Origin of the sequence: Acetanaerobacterium sp. MSJ-12 (assembly GCF_018917875.1) — a bacterium.
GTDB classification, from domain to species: Bacteria; Bacillota; Clostridia; order Oscillospirales; family Ruminococcaceae; genus Bittarella; species Bittarella massiliensis.
On record NZ_JAHLPK010000003.1, the window covers coordinates 234,219 to 251,797 of the forward strand.

Annotated in this window: 17 protein-coding genes; 2 read left to right on the forward strand and 15 right to left on the reverse strand. The window is 64.2% G+C overall.

The genetic code is table 11. The annotated features are described in order from the left end of the window. Window positions 1–91 precede the first annotated feature (91 nt). A complete protein-coding gene (locus tag KQI11_RS04830) occupies window positions 92–262 on the forward strand; it encodes a DUF1540 domain-containing protein (protein ID WP_021659173.1) in 171 nt (56 codons plus the stop codon). Window positions 263–340: 78 nt separating this feature from the next. Here the strand turns inward: KQI11_RS04830 and thrC are convergent, their stop codons facing one another. The 15 genes from thrC to KQI11_RS04900 form a co-directional block, all read right to left on the reverse strand. Beyond that, window positions 341–1,828: a threonine synthase gene (thrC, locus tag KQI11_RS04835; RefSeq protein WP_216401269.1), complete on the reverse strand. Its 1,488-nt coding sequence runs from the start codon at window positions 1,826–1,828 to the stop codon at window positions 341–343. A gap of 261 nt (window positions 1,829–2,089) precedes the next feature. After that, window positions 2,090–3,010: a dipeptidase gene (locus KQI11_RS04840; protein ID WP_216401270.1), complete on the reverse strand. Its 921-nt coding sequence runs from the start codon at window positions 3,008–3,010 to the stop codon at window positions 2,090–2,092. Between the two features lie 23 nt (window positions 3,011–3,033). Continuing rightward, on the reverse strand, window positions 3,034–3,411 hold the full coding sequence (locus KQI11_RS04845) for a YraN family protein (protein ID WP_052537630.1): 378 nt from the start codon (window positions 3,409–3,411) through the stop codon (window positions 3,034–3,036). Beyond that, window positions 3,408–4,034 carry a ribonuclease HII gene (gene rnhB / locus KQI11_RS04850; protein ID WP_256135704.1) on the reverse strand — a complete coding sequence of 209 codons (627 nt, stop codon included), beginning with the start codon at window positions 4,032–4,034 and terminating at the stop codon, window positions 3,408–3,410. Before rnhB ends, KQI11_RS04845 begins: the two co-directional genes overlap by 4 nt. After that, on the reverse strand, window positions 4,031–4,921 hold the full coding sequence (gene ylqF, locus KQI11_RS04855; RefSeq protein ID WP_216401271.1) for a ribosome biogenesis GTPase YlqF: 891 nt from the start codon (window positions 4,919–4,921) through the stop codon (window positions 4,031–4,033). Before ylqF ends, rnhB begins: the two co-directional genes overlap by 4 nt. Before the next feature lie 5 nt (window positions 4,922–4,926). Next, on the reverse strand, window positions 4,927–5,511 hold the full coding sequence (lepB, locus tag KQI11_RS04860; RefSeq protein ID WP_243164279.1) for a signal peptidase I: 585 nt from the start codon (window positions 5,509–5,511) through the stop codon (window positions 4,927–4,929). 436 nt (window positions 5,512–5,947) lie between these two features. Continuing rightward, the gene (gene rplS / locus KQI11_RS04865) at window positions 5,948–6,292 is read right to left on the reverse strand and encodes a 50S ribosomal protein L19 (RefSeq protein ID WP_044992397.1); all 345 of its coding nucleotides are present in this window, start codon (window positions 6,290–6,292) and stop codon (window positions 5,948–5,950) included. Window positions 6,293–6,505: 213 nt separating this feature from the next. Beyond that, a complete protein-coding gene (locus KQI11_RS04870; RefSeq protein WP_286172572.1) occupies window positions 6,506–7,156 on the reverse strand; it encodes a TIGR03936 family radical SAM-associated protein in 651 nt (216 codons plus the stop codon). Beyond that, window positions 7,131–8,999 carry a TIGR03960 family B12-binding radical SAM protein gene (locus KQI11_RS04875; protein WP_216401273.1) on the reverse strand — a complete coding sequence of 623 codons (1,869 nt, stop codon included), beginning with the start codon at window positions 8,997–8,999 and terminating at the stop codon, window positions 7,131–7,133. The genes KQI11_RS04870 and KQI11_RS04875 overlap by 26 nt, the downstream gene beginning before the upstream one ends. A gap of 110 nt (window positions 9,000–9,109) precedes the next feature. Then, entirely contained in the window at window positions 9,110–9,703 is a 594-nt protein-coding gene (locus tag KQI11_RS04880; protein WP_154669065.1) for a site-2 protease family protein, read from the reverse strand. Between the two features lie 30 nt (window positions 9,704–9,733). Then, window positions 9,734–10,594 (reverse strand): M23 family metallopeptidase, encoded by an 861-nt coding sequence (locus KQI11_RS04885; protein ID WP_216401274.1) that lies wholly within the window; start codon window positions 10,592–10,594, stop codon window positions 9,734–9,736. A 128-nt stretch (window positions 10,595–10,722) separates the two neighbouring features. Further along, on the reverse strand, window positions 10,723–13,677 hold the full coding sequence (locus KQI11_RS04890) for an N-acetylmuramoyl-L-alanine amidase (RefSeq protein ID WP_216401275.1): 2,955 nt from the start codon (window positions 13,675–13,677) through the stop codon (window positions 10,723–10,725). A 389-nt stretch (window positions 13,678–14,066) separates the two neighbouring features. Then, the gene (locus tag KQI11_RS04895; protein WP_185915118.1) at window positions 14,067–15,704 is read right to left on the reverse strand and encodes an AMP-binding protein; all 1,638 of its coding nucleotides are present in this window, start codon (window positions 15,702–15,704) and stop codon (window positions 14,067–14,069) included. A gap of 3 nt (window positions 15,705–15,707) precedes the next feature. Next, window positions 15,708–16,295: a helix-turn-helix domain-containing protein gene (locus KQI11_RS13200; RefSeq protein WP_286172547.1), complete on the reverse strand. Its 588-nt coding sequence runs from the start codon at window positions 16,293–16,295 to the stop codon at window positions 15,708–15,710. A 446-nt stretch (window positions 16,296–16,741) separates the two neighbouring features. Further along, window positions 16,742–16,969, reverse strand: a complete 228-nt coding sequence (locus KQI11_RS04900; protein ID WP_161213405.1) for a ComEA family DNA-binding protein — start codon at window positions 16,967–16,969, stop codon at window positions 16,742–16,744. A 164-nt stretch (window positions 16,970–17,133) separates the two neighbouring features. Here KQI11_RS04900 and KQI11_RS04905 point away from each other — a divergent pair, with 164 nt between their 5' ends. Then, complete coding sequence (locus tag KQI11_RS04905; RefSeq protein ID WP_216401276.1) at window positions 17,134–17,535, forward strand: secondary thiamine-phosphate synthase enzyme YjbQ; 402 nt, start codon at window positions 17,134–17,136, stop codon at window positions 17,533–17,535. Window positions 17,536–17,579: the final 44 nt, after the last annotated feature.

Genomic DNA, 17,579 nt, shown 5'->3' on the forward strand with positions numbered 1-17,579 from the left:
CCTGCCATAAAAGCGCTCCCAAGCAGACACACTTTTAGAGAGGGCTGATGTACACGGGTTCACAGAAATTTGCCAAAGGGTGTGGTTGCGCGTGAAAAAGAGCAAGCCCGGACCCATTCCACAGGTCGTCTGCGACGTGGAAAACTGCATTTACAATCGCGACCGGCGCTGTACAGCGGCAGATATTCAGGTGGGGCCACACTTTGCCTGCTCCTGCTGCGACACCATCTGCTCCACCTTTCACCCCAAAGAGGGGGAATAGGCGGCAGAGGGTCTGAACATCTGCGATACCCCTCAAAAAAGGGCGGCCCAGCCGCCCTTTTTTCCTGTCCGGTGCCCGCTAGATGTTGAGGACCGCCTTGACCCAGCCGAACATCTCGCCGGGCATGCAGCAGTCGCCAAAGCGAATGGGTTTGTCCCGCAGGGCCTTGAGGGCCGCCGGAGCCGCGACACCGCTGCGCTCCTCCAGCGAGGAGAGGATGGAGAAGTCGTTTTTCCCCGGCAGCTCGCCGCCCAGCGCCTCCAGCACACTGGCCGGGAATTTGTAGGGGCTGGCGGTGGAGACCACCACCGTGGGGGTCTCATCTCCGGTGGCCGCCCGGTACTCGCCGTAGACCTTGAAGGCCACGGCGGTGTGGGGGTCACAGAGGTAGCCCGAGCGGTCGTAGACCTCTCTGATGGCAGCCGAGGTCTCGGCGTCGTCGGCGCAGCCGGCGGCAAAGCTCTCTTGGAGGCGGCCGAGCATCTCCTCTTTCACCGCAAAGCGGCCGGAATCGGACAGGTCGCGGTAGAGGCGGCCGATCAGCCCGTCGTCCCGCCCAGAGAGGAGGTAGAGGAGCCGCTCCAGGTTGGAGGAGACCAGGATGTCCATCGACGGGGAGAGGGTGGTGTAGAAGGGGCGGTTGCGGTCGTAGCGACCCTCGCTCAAAAAGTCGGTGAGCACGTTGTTGCGGTTGGAGGCGCAGATGAGTTTGCCGATGGGGACGCCCATCTCCTTGGCAAAGTAGGCGGCGAGGATGTTGCCGAAGTTCCCGGTGGGGACGGCAAAGTTCACCGGCTCCCCCATGGCGACCTTGCCGGCGCGGCACATCTCCAGATAGGCGTATACATAGTAGACGATCTGGGGCGCCAGCCGCCCCCAGTTGATGGAGTTGGCGCTGGAAAAGCGCATCCCCTTGGCCGCCAGTTCCGCCGCGGCGCGACCGTCGGTGAAGATCCGCTTCACCCCGGTCTGGCAGTCGTCAAAGTTGCCGTCCACCCCGCAGACGTGCACGTTCTCCCCCGCCTGGGTCACCATCTGGCGCTTTTGCATGTGGCTGACCCCGTCCTGGGGATAGAACACGGCGATCTCGGTGCCCGGCACGTCGCAAAACCCCTCGAGGGCGGCCTTACCGGTGTCGCCGGAGGTGGCCACCAAAATGAGGATGGTCTTGCCGTCGCCCGCCTTTTTGTTGGCCACCGTCAGCAGCTGGGGCAGCATCTGCAGGGCCATGTCCTTAAAGGCGCAGGTGGGGCCGTGCCAGAGTTCCAGCACCTGAAGGCCGTCTTTCAGTTCGGCCAGGGGGGCCTCCCCCTCGGGGAACTTGCTGCCATAGGCCTTTTTCACGCAGGCGTCGATCTCCTCCTGCGAAAAATCGGTCAGGTAGCGGGACAGAACGGCAGAGACTACCTCCTGGTAGCTGCTGCCCTGCAGCTGGGCCAGTTCACCCGGCGCGAAGGCGGGAATTGTCTCAGGGACAAACAGGCCGCCGTCTTTTGAGATGCCCTGCAAAATCGCCTCGGAGGACGACACCTGCAGCGAAGAATCCCTTGTACTGCTGTAACGCAATCTGCTCACCTCTTCAATTTTCCAGGTCCGGCGGCACGGGGCCGCCCTCTTTTTCTTCCCCCGTCCCCTTCCTCCCACAGGCAGAGAACAGGGGGGGCAAACCGGCTGCTGTCCGCCCTTTGCAGGCGGCGGGAGGAGGGTGCAGAGCCCTCCCCCGCCCACAGCCGATTTTTCGCCATTATACCATAAACCACAGGCTATGAGAAGTCGCCAATTTTTTGGGCTGGAAAATCCTTCCCGCCAAATCCTATTCCGCCCCCCTCAAAAAGAGGACAGCCTTCTCTCAAAAAAGTCGGCGGCGTTGTCAAAGAAGATGGCCTGTATCTGCTGCGGGCCGATCCCCCGCCGGGCCATGGCGTCGGCCAGGGCGGGCAGGGCGGCGATGTCCGGCAGCTGCTGCGGCATCTCGGCCCCGTCAAAATCAGAGCCCAGGGCCAGGGTCTTTTCGCCCCCCAGAGCCAAAAAGTGAAGGGCGTGCTCGGCGATGTCGTCGGGGGTGGCGGGACCGTCCTCTCGCAAAAAGCCCTGGTTGTAGTTGAGGCCCACCAGTCCGCCCCGGTCGCGGATGACGGCAAACTGCTCGTCAGTCAGGTTGCGGGGGTGGTTGCAGAGGGCTTTGGCGTTGGAGTGGGAGGCCACGATCGGCCCTTCCGCCACCGCCGCCAAATCGTAAAAACCCCACTGGGAGAGGTGGGAGACGTCGGGGAGGATGCCCCAGCGCTCCATCTCTCGCACCGCCTCCCTGCCCAGCGGCTTGAGGCCCCGGTTCTCGCTGATCCCCCAGCCCAGTTCGTTCTCGCCGTTCCAGGTGATGGTCAGCATCTGCACCCCGTCCTCGGCCAGGGCCTGTATCCGCTCCAGCCGGCCGGCCAGGACAGCGCCGCCCTCCACCGTGAGGATGGGGCAGAGCCGCCTCTCCCCCCGTCGCAGGGCGGCCAGTTGTGCCCCCTCGCGCAGCAGCGGCGGGGCGGCCTGGGCGCGATAGTAGTCCACCGCCCGGCGGTAGTAGTCATAGGCCGCCTCCCCCCGCAACTCGTCGGGGACAAAGACGGCAAAGCACTGGGCCCACCGCTCCAAATAGGCCCCCTTTTGCAGGGAGATCTCCAGTTCGTTCTCCGCCAGGGACAACCCCTTGTTGCAGCAGGAAGTCAGGGTGTCGCAGTGCAGGTCAAACAAATCCATGGGCGCTCTCTCCTCTCTCGCGTTCAGCGAAAGGCATCTTCCAGGTGGTTGACCGACACCACCTCAAAGGCCTCATCCATGATCACTTCCACCACGTCAAAGCGCACCTGCACGTCGTCGAGCTGCTGGGCGGCCAAAAAGACGTTGGTGGCCAGCTTGATCCGCTCCTGCTTCTGGCGGGTCACCGCCTCAGCCGGGGTGTAGAGGGCGTTTTGCAGCCGGGTCTTGACCTCCATGATCACCAGGGTGTCCCCGTCTGCGACAACCAAGTCCAGCTCCCCGTAGCGGCAGGTGAAGTTGGAGCGCAGGATCTGATACCCCTTGCGCCGGGCCAGGCGGGCGGCCTCCACCTCCCCCAAAATGCCGGAGGTGGACTTCATCCCCCGCCCCCGCTCCCTCACTGGGAGCGCCCCTTCCACTTTTTGAGGAAGGTCAGCCGGTGGATGGGGGTGACCCCCAGCTCGGTGAGGGCCTGATAGTGGGCCTTGGTGGGGTAGCCCTTGTGGCGGGCAAACCCGTAGCCGGGAAAGAGCTGGTCGTACTCCAGCATCAGCCGGTCCCGGGTGACCTTGGCGAGGATGGAGGCGGCGGCGATGCTGGCCGAGCGGGCGTCCCCCTGGACGACGGCCTGACAGGGCAGGTCGGCGGGGGGACAGCGGTTGCCGTCGATGAGGGCCAGTTCCACTGGCACCCCCAGCCCGGCAATGGCCTGGGCCATGGCCTGCATGGTGGCGTTTAATATGTTTATGTCGTCGATGATCTCGTTATCCACCAGCTGGACGCTGTAGGCCACCGCGTTCTCCCGTATCTCGTCAAAGAGCAGTTCCCGCCGCTTTTCGGTGAGTTTTTTCGAGTCGTTGAGTCCCGCCGGCAGATACCCCTCGGGCAGCACCACGGCTGCGGCGCAGACCGGGCCGGCCAGGGGGCCCCGCCCCGCCTCGTCCACCCCGCAGAGGGTGCCGAAGCGCTGGCGTAGGTCTTGGTCAAAGGCCAACAGCTCGGGGTGCAGGGCCGGGGCGCTCACTGCGCCCCCTCCGCCCGGGGCGGCGTCTCCAGGGTGAAGCGGCCGATCTTCTGGCCCCGGTACTCGTCCACCAGCATGATGGCGGCCCGCTCGGTGTCGATCTCCCCGCCGGAGATGAGCATCCCCCGCTTGCGGCCGATGAGCTGCAGCACTTCAAAGCCGTCAGCACAGGCGGCCAGGGCCTCGGGGTCCAGCTTGTAGCGGGATGCCAGCGCCCCGGGGTACTGGGCGGAGAGGATGTCCAAAAGCTTCATGGCGATGAACTCCATGTCCATCACATCGTCCTTGATGGCGCCGGTGAAGGCCAGTTTCTCCCCCACGGCGGGGTCGTCGAATTTGGGCCAGAGGATGCCGGGCATGTCGAGCAGCTCCAAGTCCTCGTCGATCTTGATCCACTGCTTGCCGCGGGTGACGCCGGGGCGGTCCTCCACCTTGGCGCGCTTGCCCCCGGCGATGCGGTTGATGAAGGAGGATTTGCCCACGTTGGGCACCCCCACCACCATCACCCGGATCTGGTGGCCGGTCATCCCCTTTTCGCGTCGGCGCTGCAAATACCCCTCCAGTGCAGCGAGGACGGCGGGTTTGAACTGCCCCAATCCCCTGCCGTTCTTGGCGTCGATGGCGATGGCGGGGATCCCCTGGCCGCGGTACCACTCGATCCAGCGGCGGGTGGCCGCCTCGTCGGCCAGATCCGACTTGTTGAGCAGCAGCAGCCGCGGCTTCTCCCCCACCAGGGCGTCGATTTCCGGGTTGCGGCTGGAGGCGGGGATGCGGGCGTCCACGATCTCGGCCACCAGGTTGACGTGGCGGAGATTTTCGGCGATGAGCCGGCGGGTCTTGGCCATGTGGCCGGGGAACCACTGAATGGTGTGCAGGTCGTTTGCCATCTCGCTCACCCTACCTTTCCAAAGCCGCCAAAGGGCAGCAGTCTAAAATAGGCCTCGCCGACAATGTCCTGCTTGGCCACCTGGCCCAGCGAGGAGAAGCGGCTGTCCTCCGAGTGGTTGCGGTTGTCCCCCATCACGAAGTAGTGGCCGGGCTGCACTGTCTGGGGGAAGGGCTCGTCCCCCCGCAGGGCGGTGGCCTCGTTGATGTAGGGCTCGTCCAGAGGGACCCCGTCCACAAAGACGGTGCCGGAGTCGAAGTCGATGTTGACCACCTGCCCCTCGGTGGCGATGACCCGCTTGATGTAGAGCTTTTCGTCCTCGTGGCTGTTGAGGACGACGATGTCCCCCTGCTCCACCTCGTAGAGGAAGGGGGAAATCAGCAGCACGTTGTTGTTTTGGAGGGTGGGGAGCATGGAGTCCCCGTCCACCCGGATGATGCGCACCACAAAGGTGAACACCAGCGACACCGCCACCAAAGAGAGGACGATGGTCTCGACCCAGCTGAAAAATTCGCGGTAGAGCGCCCCCGCCGGGGCCCGCTTGGGCATCTGCGGGCGCGATTTTCCCCGCTGCGCAACGGCGTGTTCCATAAAAGGCACCGACCTTTCTCGACGAAAGTAAAGGCCGCCTCTCCCCTCGCCCTCGGCCCTGGGGACAGGCGGCCCCATGTTTCTCGCTGTTATTGTACCATTTTCTGCGCCGCAAAAAAAGGGATTCACAGAAATTTCAAATCTCCTCCTCGCCCCCGCCCGCCGCCCAGATACCGGCAAAATCAAAACCGCCGGTGAAAGAGGCGGGATGCACCGGCCCCAAAGGGCGGCATCGGGGCTTCGCCCCGCAAGGGACACCAGCAGTTTAGATTTGCATCCTACCCGCTGCCACTGGCAAACTGGCAGTCCAGGACAGCCCTCTGTGTCCCCAATCCCCCAAAGACCCCTCTCCCTCTCCTCCGACAAGATTGGGAAATTCAGCCGCCAAAAGAGCAGAGAAAAGGGCGGCCGGTTTGACCCGGCCGCCCTTCGCGGTTTATCGGAGCTGCTCTTTGACCTTGGCGGCCTTGCCGACGCGGTCGCGCAGGTAGTAGAGTTTGCTTCTGCGCACCTTGCCGCGGCGAACGATCTCGACCTTTTCGACCTTGGGGGAGTGGACCGGGAAAACCCGCTCCACGCCGACGCCGTAGGAAACCCGGCGCACAGTGAAGGTCTCGTTGATCCCGCCGTGTTTGCGGGCGATAACAGTGCCCTCAAACACCTGGATACGCTCTCTCTGGCCCTCTTTGATCAGCACGTGCACCCGAACGGTGTCGCCGATGTTGATCTCGGGGAGCTCGGATTTGAGCATCGAGTCGGTCATCAGTTTCATTGCATCCATGATAAATCCTCCTTGGTTTTCCGACATTCTTGCTTCTTTTTCATACCTTGCGGTGAGCAGAGGACTGCCTGGTTTCAGATATTGACAGAAACCCCGCCGCCGGGCCCAAAGGCCCTACAGCGGAACATACTGCTGTATTTTACCACACACTTCCCCCCTGTGCAAGGGGAAAACGGCCAGAAAAGGCAAAATGTTTGGCAGGGCGCGGCAATTTTAGCAAAAGGGCGCGTCCGCCCCGTCGTAGAGGGCGGTGCGGCGGATGGAGGCGGTCTTGACCGACTCGCCGCTCTGGGCGCAGTAGGCGTCGATGAGGAGGGCGGGGTTGAGGTTTTGCTGCCCCCCCGCGGCCAGCCGCAGAGAGAGGAGCGCCCGGCCCCCCTCCCCCTCTTCGCCGTCACAGGCCAGGACCAGGGGGCGGATATCCACCTCTTTGGGGCCCTTCTTGCTGCGCTTGAGGGTCTTGATCTGGGGCTGCTGGGCAAACGCCAAAAAGCGCTCGGCCAAACCCGGCGCCCCCTCGAGGGACACCCGATAGTCGGCGGCGGCGATCGCCTGCAGGTCCTGCTGGGGCAGGGCGGCGGCGAGTACCTGCAGCCCGGCGGGCAGGGCGGCGTTCAACCGGTCCTTCACCTCGTTCAGGGGCAGCTCCTCCACCAGGCGAAACTGCATGATCTCGCACTCGCTCTCCTGCCCCAGAGAGAGGGGCAGGGCGAAGGTGAGGTAGATGTGGGGGTTAAAGCCCTGGGTGTACCAGACCGGCAGCCCCGAGCGCTTGAGGGCCCGGGCCATACACCGCACCAGATCCAGGTGGGAGATGTACTTGGCCAGCCCCTCCTTTTTAAACCACAGGCGTATTGTTTGCATCGTTTCCAAAGCAGGGTCCTCCCAGTAGCTTGTTGGCGCCGCAGCCGCTGCAGTGCTGTCGGCAGTGGGGGGTGGCGACCGACTGGTGGGCGAGCTGGTTCTCCCGCACCAAGAAGGCCTTGCTCACCCCGTAGTCCAGGTGATCCCAGGGGAGCACCTCGTCGTAGGGGCGGCGGCGGTTGGCGTAAAAGGCCGGGTCGAGCCCCGCCTCGGCAAAGGCCGCCATCCACCGCTCGTAGGAGAAGCGCTCGCTCCACCCGTCAAAGGTGCAGCCGCTCTCCCAGGCGCAGAGGATGGCCTTCCCCAGCCGCCGGTCGCCCCGGGCAAACACCCCTTCAATAAAGCTGACCTGGGTGTCGTGGCAGCTGAGCTTGATCTTCTTGCTGCGCAGCACCGCGCGCATCCGCTCCTGCTTCTGCGCCAGCTGCTCCATGGTGTCCTGGGGCTCGAACTGAAAGGGGGTAAAGGGCTTGGGCACAAAGCAGGCGGTGCTCACCGAGACCTGCACCCCCTTGCCCTTGGCGTGCTCCTTGGTCTTGTAGTAGAGCTCCACCACCCCCTGGGCGGTCTCGACGATCCCCTCCACGTCCTCCATCGTCTCGGTGGGCAGGCCGATCATGAAGTAGAGCTTGACGCCGGTGTAGCCGTTTTCAAAGGCCAGGGCGCAGGTGCGGTCGATCTCCCCCTGGGTGACGTTTTTGTTGATGGCGTCCCGCAGCCGCTGGGTGCCGGCCTCCGGGGCGAAGGTGAGGCCGCTCTTTCGCACCGAGGTGATGCGGTCCACCAGCTCTTTGGAGAAGTTGTCCACCCGCAGAGAGGGCAGCGAGAGGCTGACCTTCTCGTCCTCGGTCCAGGTGAGCATCTCGTCGAGAAGCCCCTCCAGGGTGGTCAGGTCGCTGGTGCTCAGCGAGGTGAGGGACACCTCGTCGTAGCCGGTGTTTTTGCACAGGGCCTTCGCCTGGGCGTCGATGACCCCGGGGTCCTTCTCCCGCAGGGGGCGGTAGATGAACCCTGCCTGGCAGAACCGGCAGCCCCGGATGCAGCCCCGCAGCACCTCGACCATGGCCCGGTCGTGGACGATGTCGGTGAAGGGCACCACGAAGTTTTCGGGGAAATAGGCGCTACTCATCTCCCTGACGATCCGCTTGCGCACGGTGGCGGGGGCGCCTTCGCGGGGGGTGACCCGCTCGATGGTCCCGTCCTCTTTGTACTGCACATCGTAGAGGGAGGGGACATAGACCCCCTCAATCTGGGCGGCCCGGCGGAGGAACTCCCCCTTCCCCACCCCCTCTTTCTTGCACGCCAGGTAGAGGTCGCAGAGCTCCAGGTTCAGCTCTTCCCCCTCACCCAGCAAAAACAGGTCGATGAAATCGGCCAGCGGCTCAGGGTTGCAGGCGCAGGGACCCCCCGCCACGATGAGGGGGGCCAGGCTGTCCCCCCGCTGTGCGGCCAGCACGGGGATGCCCGCCAGATCGAGCATATTCAGGATGTTGGTGAAGCTGAGTTCGTACTGGAGGGTGAAGCCGACGATGTCAAAATCGGCCACCGGGTCCAGGCTCTCGAGGGCGTAGAGGGGGATGTGGTTTTCCCGCATCTGCTCCTCCATGTCCACCCAGGGGGCAAAGACCCGCTCGCACCAGATGTCGGGCCGCTCGTTGAGCAGGCCGTAGAGGATCTTCATCCCCAGGTGGGACATCCCCACGTCGTAGGTGTCGGGGAAGCAAAAGGCAAAGCGAAGGTCCACCCCGTCTCTGTCTTTGACGATGCTGCCCAGCTCTCCGCCGATGTACTGGGCGGGCTTTTGCACTTTGAGCAGCACCTGTTCAATGGTATCTCTTAACATGTCATTCCTCTTCAAACGTCAAAAGTAGGCGCAAAGAATCCCTTTGCGCCTACTTATCATACACTAAATCCGGCCGCGCCGCAACCGCCGGACAGGTTGGCAGAAGGCGGCTAACGGCGCCGCCCCTCCTCCCTCTGACGGCCCCGCACCACCGAGTAAAAGAGGTACCCGCCGCAAAGGGCCAGGGTGCCGTTTTGGCGGGTGGCCGCGAAGAGGAGGAGCCCCGCCCCCAGCAGGGCGAGGGAGGTCCAGAAGGAAAAGGCCCAGTAGAGCCGCTCGGCCCGCCGGGGCGGCAGCTTTTCCCGCAGAAAAATCAGCAGCACCTGTCCCCCGTCCAGAAGGGAGATGGGCAGCAGGTTAAAAGCCCCCAGCAGCAGGTGGATCAGCGCCAGGGTGGCCAGGTGTAGGGCAAAGCGGCGCTGCAGCAGCCAGAGGGCTCCCAGGCCGATGGCCAGGTTGACCGCCGGACCCGCCAGGTAGACCGGGATGTCGGCCGGCGAGGGGCAGTAGTCGGTCCCCCGGTCCAGGCGGATGCCCGCCACCGTAAAGTCCAGCGCGCAGACGGGGCGGCGCTGCAACAGCAGGCAGAGCAGATGCCCCATCTCGTGGAGCAAGCTGGCGACAAAGGCCTGCAGCAGGATGCCGGTGTAGTCGAACACCGAGATGCACAGCAGCAAAAAAAGGTAGAGGGGCGAGACGCGCACCGCCGCTTTCCCCAGGGAGAAGCGCACCCCTTACAGCTGGGGGAATACCCAGCGGGGGTCCACCTGTTTGCCGCGCAGCCGGATTTCCAGGTGGAGGTGGGGGCCGGTGGAGAGGCCGGTGCTCCCCACATAGCCGATGGTCTCGCCCTGGCGCACCACCGTCCCCGCCTCCACCTGCAGGCTGTCGCAGTGGCCGTAGAAGGTGTAGAGGTCGTCGCTGTGGCGCAGGAGGATGTAGTTGCCATAAATCCGGCTCTGCCCGGCCTCCGCCACCGTGCCGCTCAGGGCGGCGGCGATCTTGGTGCCCTTGGCCGCCGCAATGTCCACCCCGGTGTGAAAGTCCAGCTTCTTGGTGATGGGGTGCCAGCGGTAGCCAAAGGGCGAGGTGACCCGACCCGACACCGGCAGCTGCGGGGTCACCGTCAGGGTATAGGGCTCGTAAGAGGCGTTCTCCGGCGGCGTCATGGTCTTGTCGTAGTCGTCGTAGGGCACCTCCTGCATGCCGCCCTGGCCGCCCATGGTCTCCACCGCCTCACCCGGCGCGGCGGACGAGCTGCCGGGCAGCGGGGTGGCGGACGAGCCCCCGTCGGGAGCGGAAGAAGATCCGCTCTCGCCCGCCCCCTTGCCGGTGATGCCGCCGTATATTTGAAAGAGCACGTCCTTGGCCTCCTCCAAACTCTCCTCCCGGGTGATGGCGGCGGCGTAGTCCTGCCGCAGCCGCTCGTACCATTCGGGGTTGGCCGTCTTCAGCAAAAAGGCGCTGCCCACCAGCAGGGCGGCCAGCACGATCTGCACCAGGGTGACAAATCCGCCCCCCGGCCCCTCTCCCCGCTCGTCCCGGCGGGAGCGGCCCTCCCGAAAGGCGTAGCTGCGATTGCGAAAATCCTCCATTTTCCTTACCTCCCCGCGGGTTTCGTTCACTGTAACCCTATGCGGGCGGGGGTGGGGGCAGAACCGGCCCCTGACGCCAAGAGGGCCCAGCAGACGGTGCTGCCGGGCCCTCTTCCATCTCTGTTTTGCTAAATGCCCGCGGCGATGCCGTCGGCAATGGCCTTGGCGATCTTTTCCTGCACCGCGGCGTTGGCCAGGTTTTGCCCCTCGGTGGCGTCGGAGAGGAAGCCGCACTCCACCAGTACCGCCGGGTAGCGCATCTGCCGGGTGACGGCCATATACCCGAACTTGGCCCCCCGGTCGATGCCCGAGAGGTTGGCCGTCGCCACCCTGCTGGAAATGGTGGAGGCGATGGTCTTGGAGTAGGGGTTAAAGTACCAGACTTCCGCCCCCCGGGCGCTGGCGCCGGTGGTGGAGTTCTGGTGGATGCTCACCAGGAGGTCTGCGCCAAAGCTGTTCGCCTCCCGCACCCGGGCACTCAAGTCCTTGGCGCGGCTGCCCAGTTTGACCACCGCTCCCCGGCCCTGCAGTTCGGCCACCAGCTTGTCGGCGATGGCCTTGTTGATGGCCGCCTCCTGCAGGGGGCCGTTGACCGCGCCCGGGTCCCCGCTGCCGCCGTGGCCGGGGTCCACGTAGACCCGCATCCCCGACAGGGAGGTGAGGACGTTGTTGAAGTCGACCACCAGGTCGCCGTTTGCCTGGTAACTCTGGCGCAGTCCCCGGAACTGCCCGCTCTTGAGGGTGAAGCGGATGGCGTCCGCCCCGTCTTCGGCTGTGACCCACTGGGCGGCGGAGAAGACGGAGTTGGCAGGCAGGTCGAGGCGGGGCCGATAGCCGGTCTTGTAGTAGAGGCGGACGGTGAGGGTATTGCCCTCCAGGGTGATGCGGGTGGGGGCCGCCCAGTCCTGGGAGACGGTCATCCGAAAGACGCCGCCGGTATTGGCAAAGCTGACCCCCCGCACCACGTTGGCGTCGACGGTGGCCTGCCCCTTGATTTGGATGTCCCGCGCCTCCACCCGGGTGCCGGAGCCCAGATTGTAGTAGCTGTCGGTGTAGCCCGCGTCCGAACAGGTGACCTTTTCGCCCTTGACAAAGACCTGCGCCCCTTTGGCCAGGGGGAAACAGCTGGGGTCGGAGTAGTTGGAGTTGACCGAGGGGGAGTACCCCTCCGCCTCGCCGCCGGAGGCGGTGATGACCGCCAGATTGCCGCTGATTTTGGGCAGGTTTTCCGAGGGGGGCGAGGAGGCGTCCCCCGAGCTGGAAGAACCGCCGCTCGAAGAGCTGCCCCCCGAGGAAGAGGAGGACGAGTCGCCGCCCCCGGGCACCACCGCCGGCGGGGCCTCTCCCGCCCCGGTGACCGTCACCGAGCCGCCGCTCATCTTTTCTGAATAGCCGCTCCAGCTGGCACTCACCGAGATGTTCCCCAGCTTCTGATCGCCGGCGGAGGCGGAGGTGGGGAGGACCCCCTCAAAGGTCTTGTAGGAGTCCACCGTTCCCTCCCCGCTGTCGTCGATCGCCTCCACCTCCTTAAGTCGCACCGAGCTGCCGCCCAGGCTGGCCGTCACGGTAGAGCCGGCGTAGGCCACCGCCGTCACCTTGATGGAGGTGCCGCCGGGCACCCGCACACTGCCCGAGGGGGAGACCGACTGCAACACCTTCACCTTGCGAGTGACGGTATAGGTGGCGGTCTTTCCCTTGTGCTCAAAGGTGAAGGTGTTGGCCCCCACCTTCAGCTCCCGCTCCACCGAGAAAAGTCCCTTGTCGTTGAGGGGGACGGTCTCGCCGTTGATGGTCAAATCGAAATTGGGGTCGCCCCCGCCGTAGAGGGTGAGTACCGGCTCATAGGTGACCGAATCGGCGGAGCGGGGGTTGTCCACCGACAGCTCCTTGAGAATGGTGTTGGGGTTGAGTTCGTCCCGGTAGTACTGCAGCAGCTTGTCGGTGGTTTTGCCGGGATTTTCCCGCAGGGTCTGAAGGGAGCCGAAGGCGCAGCCCGCCAACTGGTTCTCCCGCGCGGCCATCACCTGGCGGATCAACTGGTCGGGGGCGCCCCAGCCGCTCTCCTTCCCCAGCACCTTCTCGTTGTGCAGCAGGGCGTAGATGGGCGGGTTGACGGCCCCCTCGTCGGCGGTCAGGGCCCCCTTCCACCAGGCGGCCAGCACCCCGAAGGGGGCGTCCGGATCGGTGGTGGCATAGGGCATGTCCACCGCCAAAAAGTCAAAGAGCCCGCTGGTCGCCATCTGCCGGGTGTCCGCGCAGCTGTCGAAATAGGCGGTGGGCACCCGGCCCGTCTCCGAGCCCCCCTCCAACTGGGAGGCATGGGCCCAGACTGGCCCTACCAGCAGCCCCAACTGCACCTGCGGGCTGTCGGTCTTGACCCGCCGGGCCGCCGCCTGCACCGCCGAGGACGAGCCCTGGCGCAACCAGTCCTCCAACCCCTCGCCCCCGCCGGACTGGCGGTAGGCCTGGTAGCTGGCGGCACTGGCGGCATTCTCGTAGCCCGAGAGAAGCAGCCCGGCAAACTGGTAGCCCCGGGCGATCTCCCCCGCCCGACCGGCCATGTAGGCGATCTCCTCGGCGCTGGTAGGGAGGGCCGAGGCCCCCTCCGCCCGCACCCCCAGGTCCACCACCGGGTAAGCATAAAGGCCCCGCTCGGCACAGCCCTGCAGCAGATAGGCCAGCAGGTCGGTGTCCGGCAGGAGGGCGTCGAAGTAGAGGGAGGGGTGGATGGACCTCTCCCCCCGCAGCAGGGGGAGGAGCACCGTGTTCATCCCCATCTCCTGGGCGCTGTCCAACAGGCTGTCGATCTCGTCAGCAACCCCGTCGGCGTCCAGCTCTTCCCCTGCGGCATAGTCGACGCCGGGGGTGAGGGTGACCGCCTTCATCTCGTCCGGGCGGGAAAAAATCTGCTCGCCGTCGGACGGCTCCTCCGCTGTCCCCTCCTGATCAGTTGCCGTCAGGGAGGTGCCGTCCAGGGGCTGGTCGCCCTTCTCTTTCCCCCGGACCCACTCCCAGCCGGGCAGAAGCAGCGCCGCCGAAAAGATGGCCAGCGCCATGGCAGCTCCCAAAAGTTTCTTTCCCATCTCGTCTCTCCTCTATGCAAACGCCCCGGCGCCAAGTGGCGGGGCCGATACCTGCGCTTCGCTGTCTCGCGTCTCTCCCGTTGCCTCCACACTGGCAGCAGCGGGTATATCCAGAGTCATCATACAATAAAAGGGCGGCGAATGGCAAGGGCAGTCAGTGCAGAAACGGCTTTGCAAAGCCATTTGTAGGCCCTTTTGCCCTGTCCACAAAGAAGTGTAATGGCATCTCCCTTTATAGTCAAAATCGGCGCTGTTTCCCCCTTTTTTGACGAATTGGCCGAATTTGCCCCTTCTCTTGTGATTTTCCTCTTCCAGGGGAAAAAGCGGCAAAAAAATTTCGAGAACCGCTATAAAGGCACTTGCCATTACAGTGGTTCTCGAAGGGGGATTTACCGGTTCCTCAACTCGTTTCGCTTGATTTTGCCGCTGATGGTCTTGGGCAGTTCGTCCACGAACTCCACGATCCGCGGGTACTTGTAGGGGGCGGTCTGGTGCTTGACAAAGGTCTGGATCTCCTTGACCAGCTCCTCGCTGGGGGCGTAGCCGCGGGTGAGGGTGATGGTAGCCTTGACTACCTGGCCGCGGATGGGGTCGGGGGCGCCGGTGACCGCACACTCCAGCACCGCCGGGTGCTCCATCAGCACGCTCTCGATCTCAAAGGGGCCGATGCGGTAGCCCGAGGCCTTGATGACGTCGTCGGTCCGCCCCACGTACCAGAGGTAGCCGTCCTCGTCCTGCCAGGCGATGTCCCGGGTGTGGTAGTACCCGTCGTGCCAGATCTCGGCGGTCTTCTCCTCGTCCAAGTAGTAGCCGCAGAAGAGGCCGCAGGGCTTGCCCTCCTCGGTGCGGATGCAGATTTCCCCCTCCTCGCCGGGGTCGACGATCTCACCGTCCTCCCCCAGCAGGGCAATTTGGTACTGGGGGTTGATTTTGCCCATGGAGCCCAGGCGGATCTCCGTCCCCGGCAGGTTGGCGATGAGCAGGCTGGTCTCGCTCTGGCCAAAGCCCTCGGTGAGGTTGAGGCCGGTGTACTCCTTGAACCGGTCGAACACCTCGGGGTTGAGGGCCTCCCCCGCCGTGGTCACGTGCCGCAGGGAGGAGAGGTCGTAGTTTTCGATCCCCTCTTTAATAAAGAAGCGAAAGATGGTGGGGGGCGCGCAGAAAGTGGTGATTTTGTACTTTTCAATCAGGTGGAGCAGGTCTTTCGGGGCAAAGCGGATGTAGTCGTAGACGAAGATGCCCGCCTCCATGATCCACTGGCCGTAGATTTTGCCCCAAGAGGCCTTGGCCCAGCCGGTGTCCGCCACCGAGAGGTGCAGCCCGTCGGGCACCACCTGGTGCCACTCCTTGGCGGTGACGATATGCCCCAGGGGGTAGAGGTAGTCGTGGAGCACCATCTTGGGCATCCCGGTGGTGCCGGAGGTGAAGAACAGCAGCATGGGGTCGCTCGCGCGGTTGGGGATGCGCTCCAGCTGGTCGCTCTGCCGCTCCAGCTCCCGGTGGTAGGAGAGCCAGCCCTCCCGCTCGCCCCGGGCCAAGATCTTGGTGCGCAGGGTCGGGCACTTCTCGGCCGCGGCGTCCACCGAGGCGGCCGCCTCCCCCTCGGCGGTGCAGATGACCGCGCTCACCCCCGCCGCGTCGATGCGGTAGGCGATGTCCTTGGCCGTGAGCTGGTCGGTGGCCGGGATGGCGATGGCCCCGATCTTGTGCAGGGCCAGGATGCAAAACCAGTACTCGTAGTGCCGGCGGAGGAGAAGGAGGACCGCGTCCCCCTTTTTGATCCCCAGGGAGAGCAGCAGGTTGGCCGTCTGGTTGCTGCGGCGCATCATGTCGGCAAAGGTGAAGGTCTCCTCCCAACCGTAGTCGTCACACCAGACCATGGCCCGCCGCTCGGGCTCCGCCAGGGCGATGCGGTCGATGATGTCGTAGCCGAAGTTGAAGTCGTCCGGTGCGCGCAGCTGCACCGATTTCAGCGAGCCGTCCGCGGCCCACTCCTCCTGCAGGTAGTCCTTGTAGAGTTCCAACATCGCCTATTCCCCCTTTCCCTCGTCTCCGCCGTGGATGACGATGGCCAAAAAGGTGCAGTCCTTGCCGCCGACAGCCGCCATCCCGTGGGGGTAGGTGGAGTCGTAGTAGATGCTGTCCCCCGCCTCCAGGGTCACGGTGTGGCCGTCCACCTCCATGCGCAGGCTCCCCTCGAGGATGTAGTCAAACTCCTGCCCCCTGTGGTTGTTCATCATCATCGGCCGGTCCTCGTTGCCCTCCAGGTAGGGGGCGGTCACGTAGAGGGGCTCGCACATCTTGTTGCGAAAGAGGTGGGCCTTGTGCAGGTAGGCCAGCCCCTGGCGGCGCTCCACCGGCAGCCCCTTGCCCTTTCTCACCACGGTGTAGATGTTCAGCTTGGGCCGCTCGCCGGTGAGCAGCTCGATCATGTCCACCCCAAAGACGGCGGCACACTTTTGCAAAAAGGTGATGGGGAAGTCGCTCTCGCCCCCCTCCAGGCGGATATATTCCTCCAGAGGGACGTTTACCTGGGCAGCCATTTCCTCCGCACTGATCCCCAAAATCTCCCGCATGACGCCGATCCTCACTGCGATCTCTGCAATTTTGCTGTCCATTTTTCAGTCCTCCGTTTCAAAACTCAAATAAAAAAGACCCGTCCCCATAAAAGGGACGAGCCTTGTGTGTACAAGTAGCCCGCGGTACCACCCAGATTGCACGATCTGTGCCGCTTTGCAGGGTTCCAACAAACCCCGGACCGGTTAACGCAGCCCATGCGGAAGAACTTACTGGCCGCCCTGGCGGTTTTCTGCCCTTCAACTCAGGAGTGACTAGCCGCTGCGCAACCTCTGCCGGACTTCCACCATCCGCCGGCTCTCTGGAAAGGCGCATTGCATCGGACTCTCTCCGTCTTTGTCATTGCAGCCATTATAGTCTCCCCGCCCGGGAGCTGTCAATACCACCCGGCCAATTTGGAAGGTCGCTGGTTTATGCCGCGCGTTTTCTGCTGTATTTTAGCAATTCCTCCAATTTTTTTAAGGAGAAAAGGCGCAGGGAGATGCCCCTAGTAAAAGAGCACCTCTTTGAGCACCGGCAGGCTGTACTCGTCGATCCCCGGCACCCGCATCAGATCTTCGTCGCTGGCAAAGGCGCCCCGCTCCTCCCGGACGCGCACAATGTCGCCGGCGAGTTGGCTGTCCACGTACTCGGCGGCGGCCAGGGTCTCTCGGTCGGCCAGGTTGACATTGACTCGGTTTTGCCCGTCGTAGAGGGGGCCCAGGTCTTTTCCCACCTTGCCCCCTTGCCAGAACAGCAGTCCCGCCACTATAATGAGAAACAGAGACAAAAAAATGCGAATCTGCCTGCCCTCGCTCACCATTTTCCGCCCCCTTTTCTGTATTGTAGCACAGCGCGGGGCCCAGCGGGGCAAATTCGGCAAAAAGGAGCGTCACTTTTATGGCCCACTGCAAGAGTTTTCAGCTCTCCACCGGCGAGCACAGCTTTCACGACATCACCAGCCAGGTGCGCGAGTACATCCGCGAGACCGGGGTGCGCGACGGGATCGCCGTCGTCTTTACCCCCCACACCACCGCCGCCATCACCATCAACGAAAACGCCGACCCCGACGTGCTGCGCGACCTCTCGGCGGGGCTGGACAAGACCTTCCCCCCTCTGCGGGAATACTGCCACTTTGAGGGCAATTCCGACGCGCACATGAAATCCAGCCTGATGGCCCCCTCCCTCTCCCTCATCATCAGCGAGGGGAGACCCATCCTCGGCACCTGGCAGGACATCTACTTCTGCGAATTCGACGGCCCCCGCCGCCGCACCTTCTACGTCAAGGTGATCGAGGGCTGACGGCGACAAAAGAGGGCGGGCCAAAAGGCCCGCCCTCTTTTCTC